Here is a 17,728-nt window from a genome sequence, read left to right on the forward strand (position 1 = left end):
CCCCCGCCGGGGCCGCCCGCCGGGGCCGCCGGCCGGGTCAGCGGCCGCGGCGGGCCCGGCGCACCAGCCACACGACGAGACCGAGCACCGCGAGCACGAGCACGACGGCCACGGCGATCTCCGCCGGGGCGGGCAGCAGCGGGTCGAGCCCGCCGTCGTCGGTGACGGTCAGGAGGCGGTCGGTCGGCAGGCGCATGGGCGCATCCTCGCCCGCCGCGCCCCTGCACGCGCAAAACCGGGGGTGCAACCCGATTCCTGCTCCGTAGCGTCGCCGGTCGCCGGCCACCGTGGTCGGCGACCGATCAGGGGAAGGACGATGGAGAAGATCACCCCGAAGCTCCTCAGCTGGGCTTCCATCCTCGAGGACACCACCCGCGAGCAGGCGATGACGACGGCGCGCATGCCGTTCATCCACCCGCACCTCGCGCTGATGCCCGACGCGCACCTGGGTCTGCGGGCGACCGTCGGGTCGGTCATCCCGACCCTCGGCGCGATCATGCCCGCCGCCGTCGGCGTCGACATCGGCTGCGGCATGATCGCCGTGCGCACCCAGTGGACGGCCGACCGACTGCCCACCGACCGGCGCCCCGTGCGCGAGGCCATCGAGCGGGCGGTGCCACTCTCGGCCGGCGGCGCCAACCGCCGGGTCAGCCGCGAGCACACCCGGGAGCGGCTCGAGCTGCTGACCCGCCTCGCCGAGCAGGCCGGCTTCGAGCCGGCGGCGTACGCCCGGCGCTGGGAGCTCCAGCTCGGCACCCTGGGCTCGGGCAACCACTTCATCGAGGTGAGCGTCGACGAGGAGCAGCGGGTCTGGCTCTTCCTGCACTCGGGCTCGCGCGGGGTGGGCAACCGCATCGCGCAGCACCACATCGCCGTCGCGCGCGACCTCTGCGAGCGCTGGTGGGTGCCGCTGCCCGACAAGGACCTCGCCTACCTCGTCGAGGGCACCGCGGAGCTCGACTCCTACGTCGCCCAGATGCGGTGGGCGCAGACCTACGCGCTGCTCAACCGCGAGGAGATGATGGACCGCGTGGTGCGCCAGGTCGAGGAGTGGGTCGGCGAGGCTGTGGTGCGCACCGAGGAGATCAACTGCCACCACAACTACACCGAGCGCGAGCGGCACTTCGGTCGCGACGTGTGGCTCTCCCGCAAGGGCGCCATCAACGCCGAGGCCGGTCGGCCGGGGCTGATCCCCGGGTCGATGGGCACCGCCTCCTACGTCGTCGTCGGCAGGGGCGACCCGGTCTCGCTGCACTCCGCACCCCACGGCGCGGGGCGGGAGTACTCGCGGGCACGGGCCCGGCGCACCTTCACCCGCGAGCAGCTGCGCGAGGCGATGACGGGCATCGAGTGGCGTGACTCCGAGGCCTTCCTCGACGAGATCCCCGGGGCCTACAAGGACATCGATCGCGTGATGGCCGACGCCTCCGACCTGGTGGAGGTCAGGCACGTGCTACGGCAGGTGGTCAACGTCAAGGGCGACTGAGCCAGGCCTACGGCGACTGGTACGTTGTTGCGCATTGTTCGCAACAACCTCGGAGCGTCGTGATCCCCACCGCCACCCCGTCCGCCCGTCCGGGCCCCGCGCCCGGACGGGCGGACGACCCGCTCGGCCTCCGCGCCCGACGACGACGTACGACGCTCTGGCTGCTCGGCCTCGGGGCCGGGCTGGTCGCCACCGTGCTGGTCGGGGTGGGCGCGGGGGCGGTCGGCATCGACCCCGCCACCGTGGCGCGCATCGTGGGCCACCACCTGCTGGGACTCCCCGGCACCGCCGCCGTCGACCCCACCAGCGACGCCATCGTCTGGCAGGTGAGGCTGCCGCGGGTCGTGCTCGCCGTGCTCGTCGGCGCCGGGCTCGCCGTGTGCGGGGTCGCCCTCCAGGCCATGGTCCGCAACGTGCTGGCCGACCCCTACCTGCTCGGCATCAACTCCGGCGCCTCCACCGGCGCCGCGGCGGCCATCCTCTTCGGCCTCGGCGCCGGCCTCGGACAGCACGCGCTGCCCGCCAGCGCCTTCCTCGGCGCCGTAGCGGCCTCCGCGCTCGTGCTCGCGGTGGCACGCTCCGGCGGGCGGCTCACCTCGACCCGGATGCTGCTCGCCGGGGTGGCGGTGGGCTACGCGCTGTCGGGGCTCACCAGCTTCCTGGTCTTCGCCTCCGGCTCCGCGGAGGGCGCGCGGTCGGTGATGTTCTGGCTGCTCGGCTCCCTCGGCCTGGCCCAGTGGGATGCCCCGCTCGCGGTGGTCGCCGTCGTCGTGATCCTCACCGTGGCGCTGCTGGCGGTGTGGGGCCGCGGGCTCGACGCGCTCGCCGTCGGCGACGAGACCGCCCACACCCTCGGGGTCTCCCCTGACCGCTTCCGGACCCTGCTGCTGCTGGTCGTGTCGCTGTGCGTCGCGGTGCTGGTGGCCGCCGCGGGCAGCATCGGCTTCGTGGGTCTCGTGGTGCCCCACCTCGCGCGCCGCGCCGTCGGCGCCGGCCACGTGCGGGTCGTGCCCACCGCCGCGCTCATGGGCGCGATCCTCCTCGTCTGGGCCGACGTCGCCAGCCGCGTGCTGCTCCAGCCGCAGGAGATCCCGATCGGGATCATCACCTCGGTCGTGGGCGCCCCCTTCCTCCTGCTGCTCATCCGCCGCCTCCACGCCACCGCGGCCTGACCCCTCCCTCCCCGTTCCCCCGCCCCCTCCCCAGCTAGGAGACCCATGCCCCGCCCCCGTGGCTCCGTCCTCACCGCCTCCGTCCTCACCGCCTCCGTCCTCGCGCTCGCCGGCTGCGGCACCTCGACCGACGCGTCGGGCAGCGCCTCGGGCGGCGAGCCGGTGACGGTCGCCAACTGCGGCAGTGACGTCACCTTCCCCTCCGCCCCGGAGCGGGTGGTGATGCTGAAGAGCGCCGCGGTGCCCTACCTGCACGACCTCGGCGTGCTCGACCGGGTCGTCGCCCGCGCCGGGCTCTACCCGTCGGAGTACTACGACGAGCAGACCCTCGCCGAGCTCGACGCGATCCCCGAGCTGACCAGCGACACCGACACCGGCGGGCACCTGCAGATCTCCAAGGAGGTCGTCGTCGCCCAGCGGCCCGACCTCGTGCTGGGCGAGGTCGACAACCTCTCGCGCAGCAGCCTCGAGGCCGTCGACGTGCCACTGCTGGAGGAGCCGGCACTGTGCGAGACCGGCGGGAGCGAGCCCGGCTTCGACGACGTCTGGTCGCAGCTGGCGCTCTACGGCGAGGTCTTCGACCGTCCCGACGAGGCGGCCGCCGCCACCGCCGACCTGCAGGAGCGCCTCGCCGCCGTGGAGGCCGCGGTCGGCGAGCCGTCGGGGCGCACGGCCGCCGTGCTCTACCCCACGGTGGGCGGAGGCACGACGTACGCCTACGGCACCGGGTCGATGGCGCACCCGCAGCTGGAGGCCGCCGGCCTCGAGAACGTCTTCGGCGACGTCGACGAGCGGGTCTTCGAGGTCACCCTCGAGGAGCTGCTGGGCCGCGACCCCGACGTGCTCGTGCTGCTCCACACCGACGGCGACCCCGCCGCGGTCGAGGAGGCCCTGGTGGGGCTCCCCGGCGCGGAGCGGCTCACCGCCGTGCGCGAGGGGGAGGTGATGACGCAGCTGTTCAACTTCACCGAGCCCCCCAGCCCGCTGTCGGTCGACGGGCTGGAGGCGATCGTGGCGAGGTTCGGGGCGTGATCACCGCGACCGGGGTCTCCTGGGCCTACGCCGGCCGCCGCGTCGTCGACCGCGTCGACCTCCTCGCCCGCCCCGGCCGCGTGCTGGGGCTCATCGGCCCCAACGGCAGCGGCAAGACGACCCTGCTGCGCCTGCTGCACGGCGCGCTGCGCTCCCCCACCGGGCAGGTCGAGGTCGACGGCGACCCGGCCGCGTCGCTCGGCCCGCGGGAGGCGGCCCGGCGCCTCGCCGTCGTGGTGCAGGAGAGCGGCGGCGAGACCGCCCTGACGGTGGCGGAGATGGTCCTGCTGGGGCGCGGACCCCACCTGTCGACCTTCCAGCGCCTCGGGGCCGACGACCACGCGCTGGCCCTCGACTGCCTGCGCCGGGTCGGGGCCGACCACCTCGGCGCCCGCGCCTTCGCCGGGCTCTCCGGAGGTGAGCGGCAGCGCGTGCTCATCGCCCGCGCGCTGGCCCAGCAGGCGACCCACCTGCTCCTCGACGAGCCGACCAACCACCTCGACGTGCGCTACCAGCACGAGGTGCTCGGCCTGGTGCGAGGGCTCGTCGAGGGCCCCGACCCGACCGCGGTCGTCGTGGTGCTGCACGACCTCAACCTGGCCGCCCGCTACTGCGACGACCTCGTGCTGCTCGGCGACGGCGCGGTCGTGGCCGCCGGGCCGGCCGGCACCGTGCTCGACCCGGCCGTCCTCGAGCCCGTCTACGGCATCGGCATCCGCCGGGTCGAGGTCGACGGCCAGGTCCACCTGCTCTTCCAGCCCACCCACCAAGGAGCCCCCGCATGAGCGTCCAGGACCGCATGAACGACTACTGGAGCCGCCGGGCCCCGGCCTACGACGCCGGCCAGCACCGGCCCGAGCACCGGGGCCGCGACCGCGAGCTGTGGGCCGAGGTGTGGTCGGCGGCGCTGCCCCCGGCCCCGGCCGACGTGCTCGACCTCGGATGCGGCAGCGGCTACGTCACCACCCTGCTCGCCGGGCTCGGGCACCGTGTCACCGGCATCGACCTGGCCGACGGCATGCTCGAGGTGGCGCGGCAGCGGGTCGCCGAGCTGCCCCCGACGACCCGTCCGCCGCGGCTGCTGCGCGGCGACATGGTCGCGCCCGACTTCCCCGACGACAGCTTCGACGTGCTCGCCGGGCGCTACGTGCTCTGGACGCTGCGCGAGCCCGCCGCCGCCCTGGCCGCCTGGCGCCGCGTGCTGCGCCCCGACGGGGTGCTGGCCATGGTCGACAGCACGTGGTTCCCCGACGGGCTCGGGGGCCACGGCAGCGAGGACTTCACCGGCTCCTACGACGACACCGTGCGCGCCGCGCTCCCCCTGGCCGAGGCCGGCAGCATCGAGGCCAGCGCCCAGGCGCTGCGCGACGGCGGCTTCCGCGACGTCGAGGTGACCCCGCTGACCGGGCTGCTGGAGCTCGACCGGGCCCACGGCGCGGCGCCCGGGCACGACGTACGGCTGCAGTTCCTGCTGACCGCGCGCCCCTGACCGGCCCGGCCGGGCCGCCTCAGCCGCGGCCCCGGCGGTCGTCGTCGAGGACCGACGCGCGGGCGACGTACTGGTCGGTCATGACGCCGTCGAGGGCCCAGGCGGTGAGTTGGAAATCGTAGCGACGCGCCCCGCGCTCGTCGTCGGGCTGGTAGGTCAGCGGCACGACGCCGCTGGTCTGCCCGGGAGCGAGGTCGAGGACGTAGCGCTCGAGCGAGCCGCGCGACTGACCGGTGGTGAGCACGAGCACCCGCGCCGGGCGGGTCAGGCCGGTGACCGTGAAGGGCAGGTTGACCGTGGCGGGCGCGGGGCCGTCGCCCTCGGGCCGGCGCACGTCGGCGAAGCTGATCGTGGCCATCCGCCGCTGCGGCACGGCGGCGAGGCGGTCGGGGGCGGCCGAGACGTCGGCGACCCAGACCCTCCCGTCGCCGCTGCGCGCGACCAGGTCGACCGCGGTGACGCGGGCGGGGTCGATGCCGGCGGCCTTGGAGGCGTCGACCAGCAGCGTCTGCCCCCAGATCTTGGTGCTGCCGCGCGGCAGCGCGCGCAGCACGCCGTCGCCCTCCGGGGTCACCACGGCGGTGGCGCCGTCGGCGTCGGTGAGGCGCACGTCGACCTGCACGTCGCCCAGCCGCGGGTCGACGAGGGTGCGCAGCTCGAGCCGACGCCCGGCGAGGTCGAGCGGCTCCTCCAGCACCAGTCCGGCGCGCTGGCCCGGGGCGTCCCACGACACCTCCAGGAAGCGGTGGGTCGGGGTGCGCTCCCCCGACGTGGTCCAGTGCGGGGTCACCTGGCCCGTGATGCCGCGCCCGCAGTCGGCGGCGCGCTGGGCGTAGGACGCGGTGCCGCGGCAGAAGCGCGAGGCCGCGCCGTCGGGCAGGGAGCGTCCGGCCTCGTCGCCGGGCGCGCGCACGTCGCGCCCGCCACCGACGGCGTGGCTGAGCACCTCGGCGTCGCCGGCCGACGCCGCGGTGACCCGCGAGCCGTCGAAGAGCGGCAGCACCGCGACGTCGCCGGTGAAGAGCCGCACAGCCCCGGCGGTGTACGTCGCGCCCACCGCACGCTGCTCGGCGCCGTCGAGACGGCGCGGGTCGGCGGTGCCGCACGAGCGAATCTCCCCGCCGAACCAGTCGTCGACCGACGGGGCCGCGGCCACGCCGGGGGTCCACTCGGAGTTGAAGAAGTTGTGGTTGGCGCCCAGCACCAGCACCGAGCTCTTCAGCGAGGTGTCGTCGGGGGCGACGTCACGGCCGTAGTCGGTGAAGCGCTGGCCCTGGAGGTCGAACACGTCGCCGTCGCAGGCCGGCAGCAGGGTCACGGTCGGCACGTAGGGCGCGGTCTGGGTGCCGAAGTCGGTCGGCGCGATGAGCACCTGACCGGCGACGCGGTAGGGAGCCGACAGCGGGATCTGGATCGAGGCGCGGTCCACGCCCTCGCCGCCGCGGCTGTGGCCCACCAGCACGACCCGGTCGAGGTCGACGTCGTGGGAGGGCGCCAGGTCGACCCAGTGGTCGAGGTGGCGCGCGATGATCTCGGCGCGGGCGTCGGCGCCGCCGTCGTCGAGGCGGTAGTCCTGGGCGTTGATGCCGTTGACCCGGATCGAGACCGTGGCGTAGCCCTGGCTGGCCAGCAGCTCCTGGGTCTGCACGTAGCCCAGGTGGCTCGGGATCTCCTCGAAGCGGCCCGCGCAGGGCCAGTCGAAGCTGTAGGCACGCGGTCGGTCGGGGTCGTAGCACACGCCGTGACGACCGTGCTGGAAGAGCACGAGCGGCCGGGGCCCGGTCGCGGCGTCGGCGGCGGGCTCGACCACGTGGCCAACCATCTCGACCGGCTCGGGCATCCCCGGCAGCTTGACCGGATCGAGCTCGTAGTCGCTGGCGACGGTGGCGAACGGCCCGGCCACCCCGGGGTCGTCGGCCAGCTCGGCGAAGCCCTGCGTGTACGGCGCGGTGGCCGCGCGACCCGCGGCGAGCGGCGCGGTGGCCCGGGCCGCGTCGAGCCCGGACTCGTCCAGGCGGTCGCCCGAGAGCAGCACGTCGAGGTCGGCGGGGTCGGGACGCTGCGCGGAGCGCACCGTGGCGCTCACGGTGCGCCCGTCGGCGCTCACGGTCGGGGCCCCGAAGCCGAGGCCGGCGCCGGCGAGGGTCGGGCGGTCGGAGCCCAGCGGCAGCCGGCCCGGCGCGGTCCACGCCACCCGCCACGTCGCGGCGTCGACCCGCGACACCTGCCAGGCGCCGCGGTCGGCCGAGGTGGCGCCCGGCGCCGGCGGCGCGGCGGCGGTCGGGGTGGGCACGACGGCCGCGGCCGTCAACGGGAGCAGGATGGCGGCGAGCGCCGCGGCGGCACGGCGGGTGGGGCGCTGGAGCACGGGTGAGGTCCGTTCGTTCGGGGTGGGCGGTCTGCCCACCGACTCCTAGACGCACGAGAGCGTCGTCCGGTTGCCTCGCGGCCGAGACGTCGACGCTCAGCCCACCATGTCGACGGCCAGCACGTCGAGGGACCAGGCCCCGCGTCGGTCGCCGTCGAGCGGCACCACCCGCACCACCGCGCCGGTCCCCAGGTCGAGGGCGACGTCGTGGGCGCTGGGGTAGTCGATGCCGGTGAGGTCGCGCTCCTCGCCGTACTCGAGGCGGTCGCTGACCCGCGACCACAGCAGCGGACAGCAGCTGCACGTGGGGTCGTAGCCCTCGACCGGGACCGCGCGGGCCCACCACACGCTCCTGCCGGCCACCTCGCCGGCGCGCAGGTCGTCGAGCAGCACCCCCGAGCTCAGCTCGACGGGGTCGAGCACGGCGACCCAGAGGTAGGACTGCCACATCGCGTCGGCGTAGTCGATCCTCCTGTCGGCCGTGGCACGCGTGGGGCGGCTGGCCACCAGTCCGTCGGCGTCGAGCGCGGGCGTGACCGCCCACGGTCGCCCGGGCGCGGAGTGCGGCGCCGCCGCGACGTGGTGGATGCCCCGGGGGTCCCGCACGACGAGGGTGCCGCGCGCACGGTCGAGGCTCGCCTCCGCCGGAGCCGCGGTCCCCTCCACGAAGCGCACCTCGAGGGTGCGCCAGCGCCACGGTCCGCTCCGGGCCAGCGCGCGGAATCGGTCGAGGGTGGGCTCCATGCGCCCAGCAGACCACGGGCGGCGTCCACGCCTCATCGGGTTTTCGGCGCAGCGGCGCGGCTTCTCTACCCTTGTCGGAGTGAAGGCACTGCTGCTCGAGAACATCCATCCGCTCGCCGTCCAGATCCTCGAGGGTCGCGGCTTCGAGGTCGAGCTGCGCGCCGGCTCCCTCTCCGAGGACGAGCTCGTGGAGACGCTCCCCGGCGTCGACCTGCTCGGCATCCGCTCCAACACCCACCTCACCGAGCGGGTGCTCGACGCCGCCACCGACCTGCAGGCCGTCGGCTGCTTCTGCATCGGCACCAACCAGGTCGACCTGGCCGCGGCCGCGGCCCGCGGCCTGGCCGTCTTCAACGCGCCCTTCTCCAACACCCGCAGCGTGGTGGAGCTGGTCATCGGCGAGATCATCGCGCTGGCCCGTCGCCTGCACGAGAAGTCGGGCAAGATGCACGCCGGTGTCTGGGACAAGTCGGCCAAGGGCAGCCACGAGATCCGCGGTCGCACCCTCGGCATCGTGGGCTACGGCAACATCGGCACCCAGCTGTCCAACCTGGCCGAGTCGATGGGCATGCGGGTCATCTTCTTCGACACCGCCGACCGGCTGGCCCACGGCAACGCGCAGCGCATGAAGACCCTCGACGACCTGCTCGAGCAGGCCGACGTCGTCACGCTGCACGTCGACGGCCGCCCCGGCAACGCCGGCTTCTTCGGCCCCGAGCAGTTCGCGCGCATGAAGCCGCGCTCGCTGTTCATCAACGCCGCGCGAGGCATGGTCGTCGACAACGAGTCGCTGCGCGAGCACATCCTCTCGGGCCACATCGCCGGCGCCGCCCTCGACGTCTTCCCGATCGAGCCCAAGGCCCAGGGCGACCCCTTCGAGTCGCCGCTGCGCGGTCTCGACAACGTCATCCTCACCCCGCACGTCGGCGGCTCCACGCAGGAGGCGCAGGAGGAGATCGGCTTCTTCGTCGCCAACAAGCTCGCCGGCTTCGCCCTCGAGGGCCGCACCGAGCTGTCGGTCGACCTGCCCGCCGTCATGGCCCCGCAGCTGCAGAGCGGGCACCGGCTGGGCTACCTCCACGTCAACGTGCCCGGCGTGCTCGCCTCGGTCAACCAGCTCATCGCCGAGTCGGGCAGCAACGTCACCGGTCAGTACCTCGCCACCTCCGGCGAGCAGGGCTACGTCGTCACCGACACCTCCGACCCCGTCCCGGAGTCGGCGATCAAGGCCCTGGCCGACTCCGAGCACACGCTCTGGGTCCGCACCTGGTCGGCCTAAGCCCCACCGCCCCGTCCGTAGGCTCGGGGCATGGGGACCGCGAGGGTGAGCGTGCGCGACCGGCTGGGCCAGGCGCTGTTCGAGCGCGTGGCCGGGCCCGACGGCGCCAAGCAGAGCGACCGGATCCACAACCGGCCCGGGCCGCGGTGGTTCGAGCCCGACAGCGCGATCGTGCGGGTGCACAGCGACGCCTCGATGTTCATCGGCGGGATCCGGGCGCTGCTCCTGCAGACGCTGCACCCCGCGGCGATGCGGGCGGTGGCCGAGCACTCGGGCTACCGCGGTGACATGTGGGGCCGCCTGGCGCGCACGAGCACGTTCCTCGCCACGACCACCTTCGGCCACGCCGAGGACGCCCAGACCGCGGTCGACGTCGTGCGCCGCATCCACGCCAAGGTCACCGGCACGATGCCCGACGGCACGCCGTACGCCGCCTCCGACCCCCACCTGCTGAGGTGGGTGCACGTCGCGGAGGTCGACTCCTTCCTGCTGGCCCACCAGGTCTACGGCAAGCAGCCGCTCGACCAGGCCGGGCGCGACGAGTACGTCGCCCAGGTCGGGGTCATCGCCGAGAAGCTGGGCGTCGTCGACCCGCCGCAGACCGAGGCCGAGCTGCGCGAGGTGCTGGCCGCCTACCGCCCCGAGCTGCGCGGCACCCCCGAGGCGCGTGAGGCCGTGGGCTACCTGCTCTTCAAGCCGCCGCTCCCCCTGCCCGCGCGGGCGCCCTACGGCGTGCTGGTGGCCGCTGCCGTGGCGCTGATGCCGGTGTGGACCCGGCTGCCGCTGCGGCTGCCCTGGCTGCCGGTGGGCGAGCGGACCGTCGTGCGGGCGCTGGGCGGCCTGGCCACCGGCACCATCCGGTGGGCGATGACGCCCTCGCAGGCCGCCCGCGCCGCCGCCGACGCCTGATCCACCCCCGACCCGGGCTGGCACCGGTGGGTGCGTCCCCGTTGAATGGACCCATGGAACCTCCGCATCCGGACCTCTCCTCACGCTGGCCGCTCGCCGGCGCCACCGACGTGCGCGACGCACTGCTGGCCGCCTACGGCGACCCGAGCCGCGGCTACCACGACCTGCGCCACCTCGCCGAGGTGCTCGACCGGCTCGACGAGCTCGCCGCGCGGGGTGCGGCCTACCCGCAGCGCCCGGTGGTGCTCGCCGCGTGGTTCCACGACGGGGTCTACGACGGCGAGCGTGACGCCGAGGAGCGCTCGGCCGCCTGGGCCGAGCACGCCCTCGCCACCCACCTGCCGGCCGAGGAGGTCGCCGAGGTCGTGCGCCTGGTCCGGCTGACCGAGACCCACCAGCCCGAGGACGACGACGCCGCCGGCTGCGCGCTCTCCGACGCCGACCTGGCCATCCTCGCCGCGCCCCGCGCGCGCTACGACGACTACGTCGCCGCCGTGCGTCGCGAGTACGCCCACCTCGACGACCAGACCTTCCACGAGGGCCGCGCCCGGGTGCTGGAGAGCCTGGCCGAGAAGCCGGAGCTCTTCCACACCGCGCACGCCCGCCGCACCTGGGAGGCCCCCGCCCGCGCCAACCTCGACGCCGAGCTCGCCTCGCTGGGGGCCCGCACGGGCCGCTCCGAGGCCGTCAGCCGCTAGGGCGCCCCCGCCTCTGCGTCGTGCGCAGCCCCGCCGCGCGCAGCCGGGCGACGAGCTCGCGGCTGCTGACCGGCGTGGCACCGGCGGCCACGACGTCGTCGTACCACTCCGAGGGCACGTCGTAGTGGTCGCGGTCGAAGCCGCGCTCGGAGAAGCCCTGCGCCCGCGCGAAGGCGTGCAGCTCGTCGTAGGACGTGTCGCTGGCCAGGTGCGACCAGAGCCGGCCGTGGCCGGCGGCGTTGGGCGGGTCGATGAGGATCATCGGGTGCTCACGCACCCCATCCTGGCACCGCGCGCCGCACGAGGTGCTCGAGCGCCCGCAGCGAGGCGGCCTCGTCGAGACCACCCACGTCGAGGTCGAGGAGGTCGGGACGCTGCCCGGTGAGCGCCTCGAGGCGCGAGATCCACAGCGCCGGACCCTGCTCACCCTCGCCGTCGACCACGCCCGCGACCGCCCGCGCCAGCGGCGTCGAGTCCCCGCGTCCCGCGCGCCGCGCGGCGACCTCGGCCGCCGGTGCCCGCAGCAGCACCGAGCAGACGTCGGCCCCGGCAGCGTGCGCGGCCCGCTCGAAGCCGGCCTGGCCCGCGGGGTCGGCGAGCAGCTGCGGCAGCACCACGTCGCGCCCGCCGCGCAGGTGGGCCGTGACCATCGCGTGCGCGACAGGTCTGGCCACCTCCCCGGTGGCGGCGAAGTCTTCCCGCCACCCACCGACCCACGTGCGCAGCGCGTCGACGTCGAGGAGCAGCGTGCCCGGGTGGGCGTCCGCCCATCGGGCGGCGAGGGCCGACTTGCCGATGCCGGGTGGTCCGTTCAGGTGGAGGAGCAGGCTCACGCCTCGACCCGGTTGCCGTCGTCGTCCCAGTGGGCGGCCACCTTCTTCGAGGGCTGGACGCGCGGCGGCTCCCCCGGCATCTTGGGGTGGTCGGGCGGGTAGTTGAGCTCCCCGCCGGGCAGCTCCTCCCAGAGGTCGAGCAGCGGCTGGAGCGAGCCCGCCGCGTCGTCGATGCCGGCCCACGGGTCGCCGTGCTCGCGCAGCCGCTCGGGCACCGTGACGATGTTGAGCTCGCGGGGGTCGCGCAGCTCGGCCAGCTCCTCCCACGACAGCGGGGTCGAGACGGGCGCGCCGGGCAGCGGGCGCAGGGAGTAGGCGGAGGCGATGGTGCGGTCGCGGCAGTTCTGGTTGTAGTCGACGAAGATCCGCTGCCCGCGCTCCTCCTTCCACCAGTTCGTGGTGACGCCGGGGTCGCGGCGCTCGAGCTCCCGGCCCAGGCCGATGGCGGCGTGGCGCACGTCGGTGAAGTCCCACTCCGGGCGGATGCGCACGTAGACGTGCACGCCGCGGTTGCCCGAGGTCTTGGGCCACCCGACCAGACCGAGCTCACGCAGCAGACCGTCGGCCACGCCGGCGACGCGCACGGCGTCGGCGAAGGTCGTGCCGGGCTGGGGGTCGAGGTCGATGCGCAGCTCGTCGGGGCGGTCCTGCCAGCCCTCGACCGCGGGGTCGCGGCGCACCGGCCACGGGTGGAAGGTGATCGCGCCCATGTGGGCGCACCACACCGGCACCGCGATCTCGGTCGGGCAGATCTCGTCGGCGGTGCGACCCGAGGGGAAGGTGATGCGGGCGGTCTCGAGGTAGTCGGGCGCCCCCTTCGGCACCCGCTTCTGGTAGAACGCGTCGGCGTCCTTGTCCTGCGGGCCCGTGGCCAGCCGCATGCCGGGGCGCACGCCGGAGGTCCAGCGCTCCAGCGCCGTGGGACGACCGCGCAGGGCCCGCATCAGCCCGTCGTCGACTGAGGCGACGTACTCCGCCACGCCCAGCTTGGTGACCTCCGGGGTGCGGTCGGTGGCCTCGAAGACCACCCGGTCGGGGCTCGAGACCCGCACAGCGCGCCCGCCCGCCTGCACCTCGACCGCGCTCGCCTTCGCCATGGGCGCCACCGTAGCGGCGAAACCCGGTCGTGACGGGCGGCGCACGCGCCGTAGCGTGACCGCGTGCGCCCCGACCCCCTCTCCGATCACCACCCCGACCCCCACCCCGACCTGGTCGTCGACCGGCTCGACGTCCACAGCACCGACGCGGGCGAGCTCGCCCGCCTGCGGGCGTACGCCGACGCCTGGAGCCTCGGCTTCCACGAGGGCGGGCTCGACGACGACAAGCACCGCCGCTGGCTGGACTCGACCCGCGCCGACGACGCGGTGCTGCGGGCGGTCTGGCCGCGCACCAGCCGGGTGGCGGGCACGCCTGCGCCGGTGGGCACCTTCACCAGCTGGCAGCAGCAGGTCAACGTCGGTGGCGGGCGCCTGCTGCCGCTGCACATGATCACCGACGTCACCGTGGCCCCCACCCACCGCCGCCGCGGCCTCCTGCGCCGGCTGATGGGCGAGGACCTCGCCGAGGCCGCCGACCGGGGGCTGCCGCTGGCCGCCCTCACGGTCTCGGAGGGCTCCATCTACGGCCGTTACGGCTTCGGCGTGGCCACCCGCCGCCGGCGCATCGAGGTCGACCTCACGGCCCGCTTCGCCCTGCGCGACCAGGTCGAGGACACCGGGGCGCTCGAGCTGGCCACGCCCGCCGAGGCCTACCCGGTGTGCCGCGAGGTCTTCGCGCGGGTCCTGGCCACGACGCGGGGCATGGTGGCGCGCCCGGCCCACCACGCGGTCCACGACAGTGGTGAGCACGACTGGGAGACCGGTGGCCCCGACCGCGCGTCGCGGGTGGCGGTGCACCTCGACCCCTCGGGCACGCCCGACGGCTACGTCCGCTTCCGTGTCAAGGACACCGACGGCGGGCTGGTGGAGGTGCGCGACCTGCAGGCCCTGGGCCCGCAGGTGCACCTGCGGCTGTGGCGCTTCCTCGCCGACCTCGACCTGACCGCGAAGGCGCGCGCGACAGCCCCGGTCGAGGACCCGCTCGACCTCGCGCTCACCGACCCCCGGGTCGTCACCACCACCGAGGTGCGCGACGTGCTGTGGCTGCGCGTGCTCGACCCGGTCGCGGCGCTGGAGGCTCGGCCGTGGAGCGCCGACGCGACGGTGGTGCTGGGCGTCGACGACCCGCTCGGTCACGCCGCGGGGACCTTCCGGGTCACCACCGGGCAGGGACGGGCACGGGTCGAGGCGACCGACGAGGCGCCCGGCGTGCGGCTCGGCGTCGACACGCTCGGAGCCCTCTACCTCGGCGACCGCTCCGTGCTCACCGCGGCCGCCGCGGGTCGGGTCACCGGGTCCGACGTGGCGACGTGGGCCGCGATGACCGACCACGCCGGTCCGGCCCCCTGGAACACCACCGGCTTCTGAGCCTCGCCGCCGGGGTCCGACACCGCGGGACCGGGGCTCCCCCCGGATGTCCCGGCTCCCGCGGCGCGGGGTCGGTGGGGCGGCCCTCAGCCGCGGGAGGCCTCGCCCAGCAGCGAGTTGGGGCTGAAGACCGGTCGGCGGTCCTCGTCCTCGGCGGTGGCGCGCACGAACTCGAAGCCCGACGTGGTGACCACCCGCCAGTGGTCGACCCGGGCGGCCAGGTCGGCTGCGCACGTCAGGTGCAGGGGCGGGGCGTGGAAGGCGTTGCGCCCGATCTCCAGGTCGTCGCCGACGAAGGCCACCGGGCGCCCCAGCGACTCCGCGCAGGCCCCGCAGATGCGGCTCAGGGCGCACTGGGTCACCCGGCGGGCCACGAGCTGGAGGTCGCCGGCGTCGTCGCGCTCCCAGGCGAAGGGAGCGTCGACGGCGTCGACGTCACGGCTGAGGCCCCGGATCATGACGCCTTCCGCGACCAGCCGCCCAGCTCGGCCCGGCGCGAGGGACGCTCGGCGTCGCTCTTGCGGCCGCGCTCGACCGGGGCACGGTCGGGGCTCGGGGGCTCGGGCTTGTCGGAGGTGGTGAAGCCGTTGGGCACCGAGAGCTTGATGATGGTGCGCAGCGCCTGGCCGTACTGCTTGTGCAGCGGCCCGATCGTGTAGGGGATGTCGTACTTGTCGCACAGCGCGCGGACCTTGACCGCGATCTCGCCGTAACGGTTGCTCGGCAGGTCGGGGAAGAGGTGGTGCTCGATCTGGTAGCCCAGGTTGCCCGACATGATGTGCAGCAGCGGGCCGCCCTCGAAGTTGGCCGCGCCGAGGATCTGGCGCAGGTACCACTCCGCGCGGGTCTCGTCCTCGATCTCCTCCTCGGTGAAGTGCATCGCACCGTCGGGGAAGTGGCCGCAGAAGATGATCACGTAGGACCACAGGTTGCGGGTGACGTTGGCCGTGGCGTTGGCGGTGAGGGTCGTGCGCCAGTGCGGCCCGCTGAGCGCGGGGTAGACGACGTAGTCCTTGAGCACCTGGTTGCGGCCCTTGCGCCAGATCTGCCCGAGCTGGCGCTTCATCTCCTTCGGGTCCTTCTTGCCCTTGCGGATGGCCTCGATGTCGAGGTCGTGGAGGGCCACGCCCCACTGGAAGAGGCTGGCGAGCAGCGCGTTGTAGACCGGCTGGCCGAGGTTGGCGGGGTGCCACTTCTGCTCGCGGGCCATGCGCAGGATGCCGTAGCCGATGTCGTTGTCGTGGCCGAGCACGTTGGTGAACTGGTGGTGCACGTAGTTGTGGGAGTGCTTCCACTGCTCCGCGGGCTGGGCGGTGTCCCACTCCCAGTTGGAGGAGTGGATCTCGGGGTCGTTCATCCAGTCCCACTGGCCGTGCATGACGTTGTGGCCGATCTCCATGTTCTCCAGGATCTTGGCCACGCCGAGCATCGCCGCCCCGGCCGCCCAGGCGGGCTTGCGGTGCGAGGCGAGCAGGGTGACGCGGCCCGCGAAGGCCAGGCCGCGCTGCACCTTGATCATCCGGTTGATGTACGCCGCGTCCGCGGCCCCGCGCGACTCCTCCACCTCCGCGCGGATCGCGTCGAGCTCGCGGCCGATCTGCTCGACCTCCTCGTCGGTGAGGTGGGTGTACTCCCGGACGTCCGAGATGGCCATGGGTCCTCCAGTGGGTGCAGCGGTGCGGGGGGCTGGTGGGTCGGGTGGGTCAGATGTCGAGGGTGCAGTCGCCGGCGGCGGCGGTCACGCAGGTCTGGATCTGCTCGTTGGGCTGGGCGTACTCCTCGCCGTTGCGCAGGTCGCGCACCGCGCCGGAGACGAGGGTGACGGTGCAGGTGTGGCAGATGCCCATGCGGCAGCCGTAGGGCATGCCCACGCCCGCCTGCTCGCCGGCCTCGAGCACGGTGGTGGCGCCGTCGGCGTCCACCGTCTTGCCGGAGTTGCGGAAGGAGATCGTGCCACCCTCGCCGCCGGCGTCGCCGAGCTTCAGCGAGAAGCGCTCGAGGTGGAGCCGCTCGGCGACCCCCTCGGCCTCGAAGTGCTCGCTGAGCGCGTCGAGCATCGGGCCGGGTCCGCAGGCCCACGTCTCGCGCTCGCGCCAGTCGGGGCACACGCGGTCGAGGTCGGCGGGCGCCAGCATGCCCTCGGTGTCGGTGTGGAGGCGGTGCACGGTGAGGCCCTCGTGGCCCTCCTCGAGCCGGTCGAGCTCGTCGCGGAAGATCATCCGCTCCGCCGTCGGCGAGGAGTAGTGCATGACGACGTCGGGCATCGAGCCACGGCGGTCGAGCGTGCGCAGCATCGACATCACCGGGGTCACCCCGGAGCCGGCCACGAGGAAGAGCATCCGCGCCGGCGGGGGGTCGGGGAGCACGAAGTCACCCTCGGGCAGCGCGAGGCGCACGATCGTGCCGGGGGCCAGGCCGTTGACCAGGTGCGAGGAGAGCAGGCCCTCGGGCATGGCACGCACCGTGATCGCGATGGTGCGGCCGCTGCGCTTGGGCGCTGAGCTCACCGAGTAGGAGCGCCACTGGTACTTGCCCTCGACCTGCACGCCGATGCCGACGTACTGGCCGGGCTTGTGGTCGTAGCGCCAGCCCCAGCCGGGCCGGATCACCAGGGTGGCGGCGTCCTCGGTCTCGGGCACGACCTCCTCGATGCGGCCGCGCAGCTCGCGGGTCGACCACAGCGGGTTGACCAGCGAGAGGTAGTCGTCGGGGTGCAACGGGGTGGTCAGCTTCGAGCCCGCCCTGCGGACCCGCTCCCACGGGATCGTCCCTGCCATCGGCCCAGTGAACAGGCGTTCTCCCACTGGCGTCAACGGGTCGGAGGGGTGAACCTCCCCGACGTACTCTGGGGGTATGACCTACTCCGTTGAGAAGACCGACGCCGAGTGGCGCGAGCAGCTCTCCCCCGACGAGTACGCCGTCCTGCGCAAGGCCGGCACCGAGCGGGCCTTCACCGGCAAGTACACCGACACCGAGACCACGGGCGTCTACCGCTGCAAGGCCTGCGACGCCACGCTCTTCGAGTCCGACACCAAGTTCCACTCCGGCTGCGGCTGGCCGTCGTTCTACCAGCCGATCAGTGACACGATCGAGTACATCGAGGACACCAGCCACGGCATGAAGCGCGTCGAGGTCCGCTGCGCCAGCTGCGGCTCCCACCTGGGCCACGTCTTCCCCGACGGCTACGGCACCCCCACCGGCGACCGCTACTGCATCAACTCCATCAGCCTCACGCTGGAGGAGAAGGCGTAGG

General features: G+C 74.4%; 19 protein-coding genes. 10 read left to right on the forward strand and 9 right to left on the reverse strand.

Features of this window, described 5'->3' with window-relative positions; all coding sequences use genetic code 11:
* Positions 1-37 precede the first annotated feature (37 nt).
* Positions 38-196 carry a hypothetical protein gene (locus IR170_RS10380; RefSeq protein WP_193662577.1) on the reverse strand — a complete coding sequence of 53 codons (159 nt, stop codon included), beginning with the start codon at positions 194-196 and terminating at the stop codon, positions 38-40.
* A 120-nt stretch (positions 197-316) separates the two neighbouring features.
* On the opposite strand from IR170_RS10380, the gene IR170_RS10385 reads away from it, so the two are divergent.
* The 5 genes from IR170_RS10385 to IR170_RS10405 are packed head-to-tail and all read left to right on the forward strand — an operon-like array spanning position 317 to position 5,179.
* A complete protein-coding gene (locus tag IR170_RS10385; protein WP_193662579.1) occupies positions 317-1,486 on the forward strand; it encodes an RtcB family protein in 1,170 nt (389 codons plus the stop codon).
* Positions 1,487-1,545: 59 nt separating this feature from the next.
* Positions 1,546-2,658, forward strand: coding sequence for a FecCD family ABC transporter permease (locus tag IR170_RS10390; protein ID WP_319805014.1), 1,113 nt, complete (start codon positions 1,546-1,548; stop codon positions 2,656-2,658).
* A 45-nt stretch (positions 2,659-2,703) separates the two neighbouring features.
* Entirely contained in the window at positions 2,704-3,690 is a 987-nt protein-coding gene (locus tag IR170_RS10395) for an ABC transporter substrate-binding protein (RefSeq protein ID WP_193662581.1), read from the forward strand.
* Positions 3,687-4,475, forward strand: coding sequence for an ABC transporter ATP-binding protein (locus IR170_RS10400; RefSeq protein WP_193662583.1), 789 nt, complete (start codon positions 3,687-3,689; stop codon positions 4,473-4,475). The genes IR170_RS10395 and IR170_RS10400 overlap by 4 nt, the downstream gene beginning before the upstream one ends.
* Positions 4,472-5,179, forward strand: a complete 708-nt coding sequence (locus IR170_RS10405; protein ID WP_193662585.1) for a class I SAM-dependent methyltransferase — start codon at positions 4,472-4,474, stop codon at positions 5,177-5,179. The genes IR170_RS10400 and IR170_RS10405 overlap by 4 nt, the downstream gene beginning before the upstream one ends.
* A gap of 19 nt (positions 5,180-5,198) precedes the next feature.
* Here IR170_RS10405 and IR170_RS10410 read toward each other — a convergent pair whose 3' ends face one another.
* Both IR170_RS10410 and IR170_RS10415 read right to left on the reverse strand, forming a co-directional pair.
* Positions 5,199-7,547 carry a hypothetical protein gene (locus tag IR170_RS10410; RefSeq protein ID WP_193662588.1) on the reverse strand — a complete coding sequence of 783 codons (2,349 nt, stop codon included), beginning with the start codon at positions 7,545-7,547 and terminating at the stop codon, positions 5,199-5,201.
* 96 nt (positions 7,548-7,643) lie between these two features.
* Complete coding sequence (locus tag IR170_RS10415) at positions 7,644-8,291, reverse strand: hypothetical protein (protein ID WP_193662590.1); 648 nt, start codon at positions 8,289-8,291, stop codon at positions 7,644-7,646.
* A 79-nt stretch (positions 8,292-8,370) separates the two neighbouring features.
* Here IR170_RS10415 and serA point away from each other — a divergent pair, with 79 nt between their 5' ends.
* From serA to IR170_RS10430, 3 genes are read left to right on the forward strand one after another with little or no spacing between them, the layout of a single operon-like run.
* On the forward strand, positions 8,371-9,570 hold the full coding sequence (gene serA, locus IR170_RS10420; RefSeq protein WP_056904829.1) for a phosphoglycerate dehydrogenase: 1,200 nt from the start codon (positions 8,371-8,373) through the stop codon (positions 9,568-9,570).
* A gap of 30 nt (positions 9,571-9,600) precedes the next feature.
* Positions 9,601-10,479, forward strand: a complete 879-nt coding sequence (locus tag IR170_RS10425) for an oxygenase MpaB family protein (RefSeq protein WP_193662592.1) — start codon at positions 9,601-9,603, stop codon at positions 10,477-10,479.
* Positions 10,480-10,532: 53 nt separating this feature from the next.
* A complete protein-coding gene (locus tag IR170_RS10430) occupies positions 10,533-11,177 on the forward strand; it encodes an HD domain-containing protein (protein ID WP_193662595.1) in 645 nt (214 codons plus the stop codon).
* On the opposite strand, the gene IR170_RS10435 is transcribed toward IR170_RS10430, so the two are convergent.
* Genes IR170_RS10435 through IR170_RS10445 form a run of 3 tightly spaced genes read right to left on the reverse strand, consistent with a single transcriptional unit; the run spans position 11,167 to position 13,107 of the window.
* Positions 11,167-11,454 (reverse strand): DUF4031 domain-containing protein, encoded by a 288-nt coding sequence (locus IR170_RS10435; RefSeq protein ID WP_319805015.1) that lies wholly within the window; start codon positions 11,452-11,454, stop codon positions 11,167-11,169. The genes IR170_RS10430 and IR170_RS10435 overlap by 11 nt on opposite strands.
* The gene (locus IR170_RS10440; RefSeq protein WP_193662597.1) at positions 11,447-12,010 is read right to left on the reverse strand and encodes an AAA family ATPase; all 564 of its coding nucleotides are present in this window, start codon (positions 12,008-12,010) and stop codon (positions 11,447-11,449) included. Before IR170_RS10440 ends, IR170_RS10435 begins: the two co-directional genes overlap by 8 nt.
* A complete protein-coding gene (locus IR170_RS10445) occupies positions 12,007-13,107 on the reverse strand; it encodes a DNA polymerase domain-containing protein (protein WP_193662599.1) in 1,101 nt (366 codons plus the stop codon). Before IR170_RS10445 ends, IR170_RS10440 begins: the two co-directional genes overlap by 4 nt.
* Positions 13,108-13,170: 63 nt before the next feature.
* Here IR170_RS10445 and IR170_RS10450 point away from each other — a divergent pair, with 63 nt between their 5' ends.
* A complete protein-coding gene (locus tag IR170_RS10450) occupies positions 13,171-14,475 on the forward strand; it encodes a GNAT family N-acetyltransferase (RefSeq protein WP_193662601.1) in 1,305 nt (434 codons plus the stop codon).
* Between the two features lie 86 nt (positions 14,476-14,561).
* On the opposite strand, the gene IR170_RS10455 is transcribed toward IR170_RS10450, so the two are convergent.
* Genes IR170_RS10455 through IR170_RS10465 form a run of 3 tightly spaced genes read right to left on the reverse strand, consistent with a single transcriptional unit; the run spans position 14,562 to position 17,252 of the window.
* On the reverse strand, positions 14,562-14,933 hold the full coding sequence (locus tag IR170_RS10455) for a hypothetical protein (RefSeq protein ID WP_056862036.1): 372 nt from the start codon (positions 14,931-14,933) through the stop codon (positions 14,562-14,564).
* Complete coding sequence (locus IR170_RS10460) at positions 14,930-16,129, reverse strand: fatty acid desaturase family protein (protein WP_056862035.1); 1,200 nt, start codon at positions 16,127-16,129, stop codon at positions 14,930-14,932. Before IR170_RS10460 ends, IR170_RS10455 begins: the two co-directional genes overlap by 4 nt.
* Before the next feature lie 49 nt (positions 16,130-16,178).
* Positions 16,179-17,252, reverse strand: coding sequence for a ferredoxin reductase (locus IR170_RS10465; protein WP_193662603.1), 1,074 nt, complete (start codon positions 17,250-17,252; stop codon positions 16,179-16,181).
* A gap of 76 nt (positions 17,253-17,328) precedes the next feature.
* On the opposite strand from IR170_RS10465, the gene msrB reads away from it, so the two are divergent.
* Positions 17,329-17,727: a peptide-methionine (R)-S-oxide reductase MsrB gene (gene msrB / locus IR170_RS10470; protein WP_193662605.1), complete on the forward strand. Its 399-nt coding sequence runs from the start codon at positions 17,329-17,331 to the stop codon at positions 17,725-17,727.
* Position 17,728: the final 1 nt, after the last annotated feature.

Origin of the sequence: Nocardioides kribbensis, from assembly GCF_015070375.1 — a bacterium.
Classification (GTDB): domain Bacteria; phylum Actinomycetota; class Actinomycetes; order Propionibacteriales; family Nocardioidaceae; genus Nocardioides; species Nocardioides kribbensis.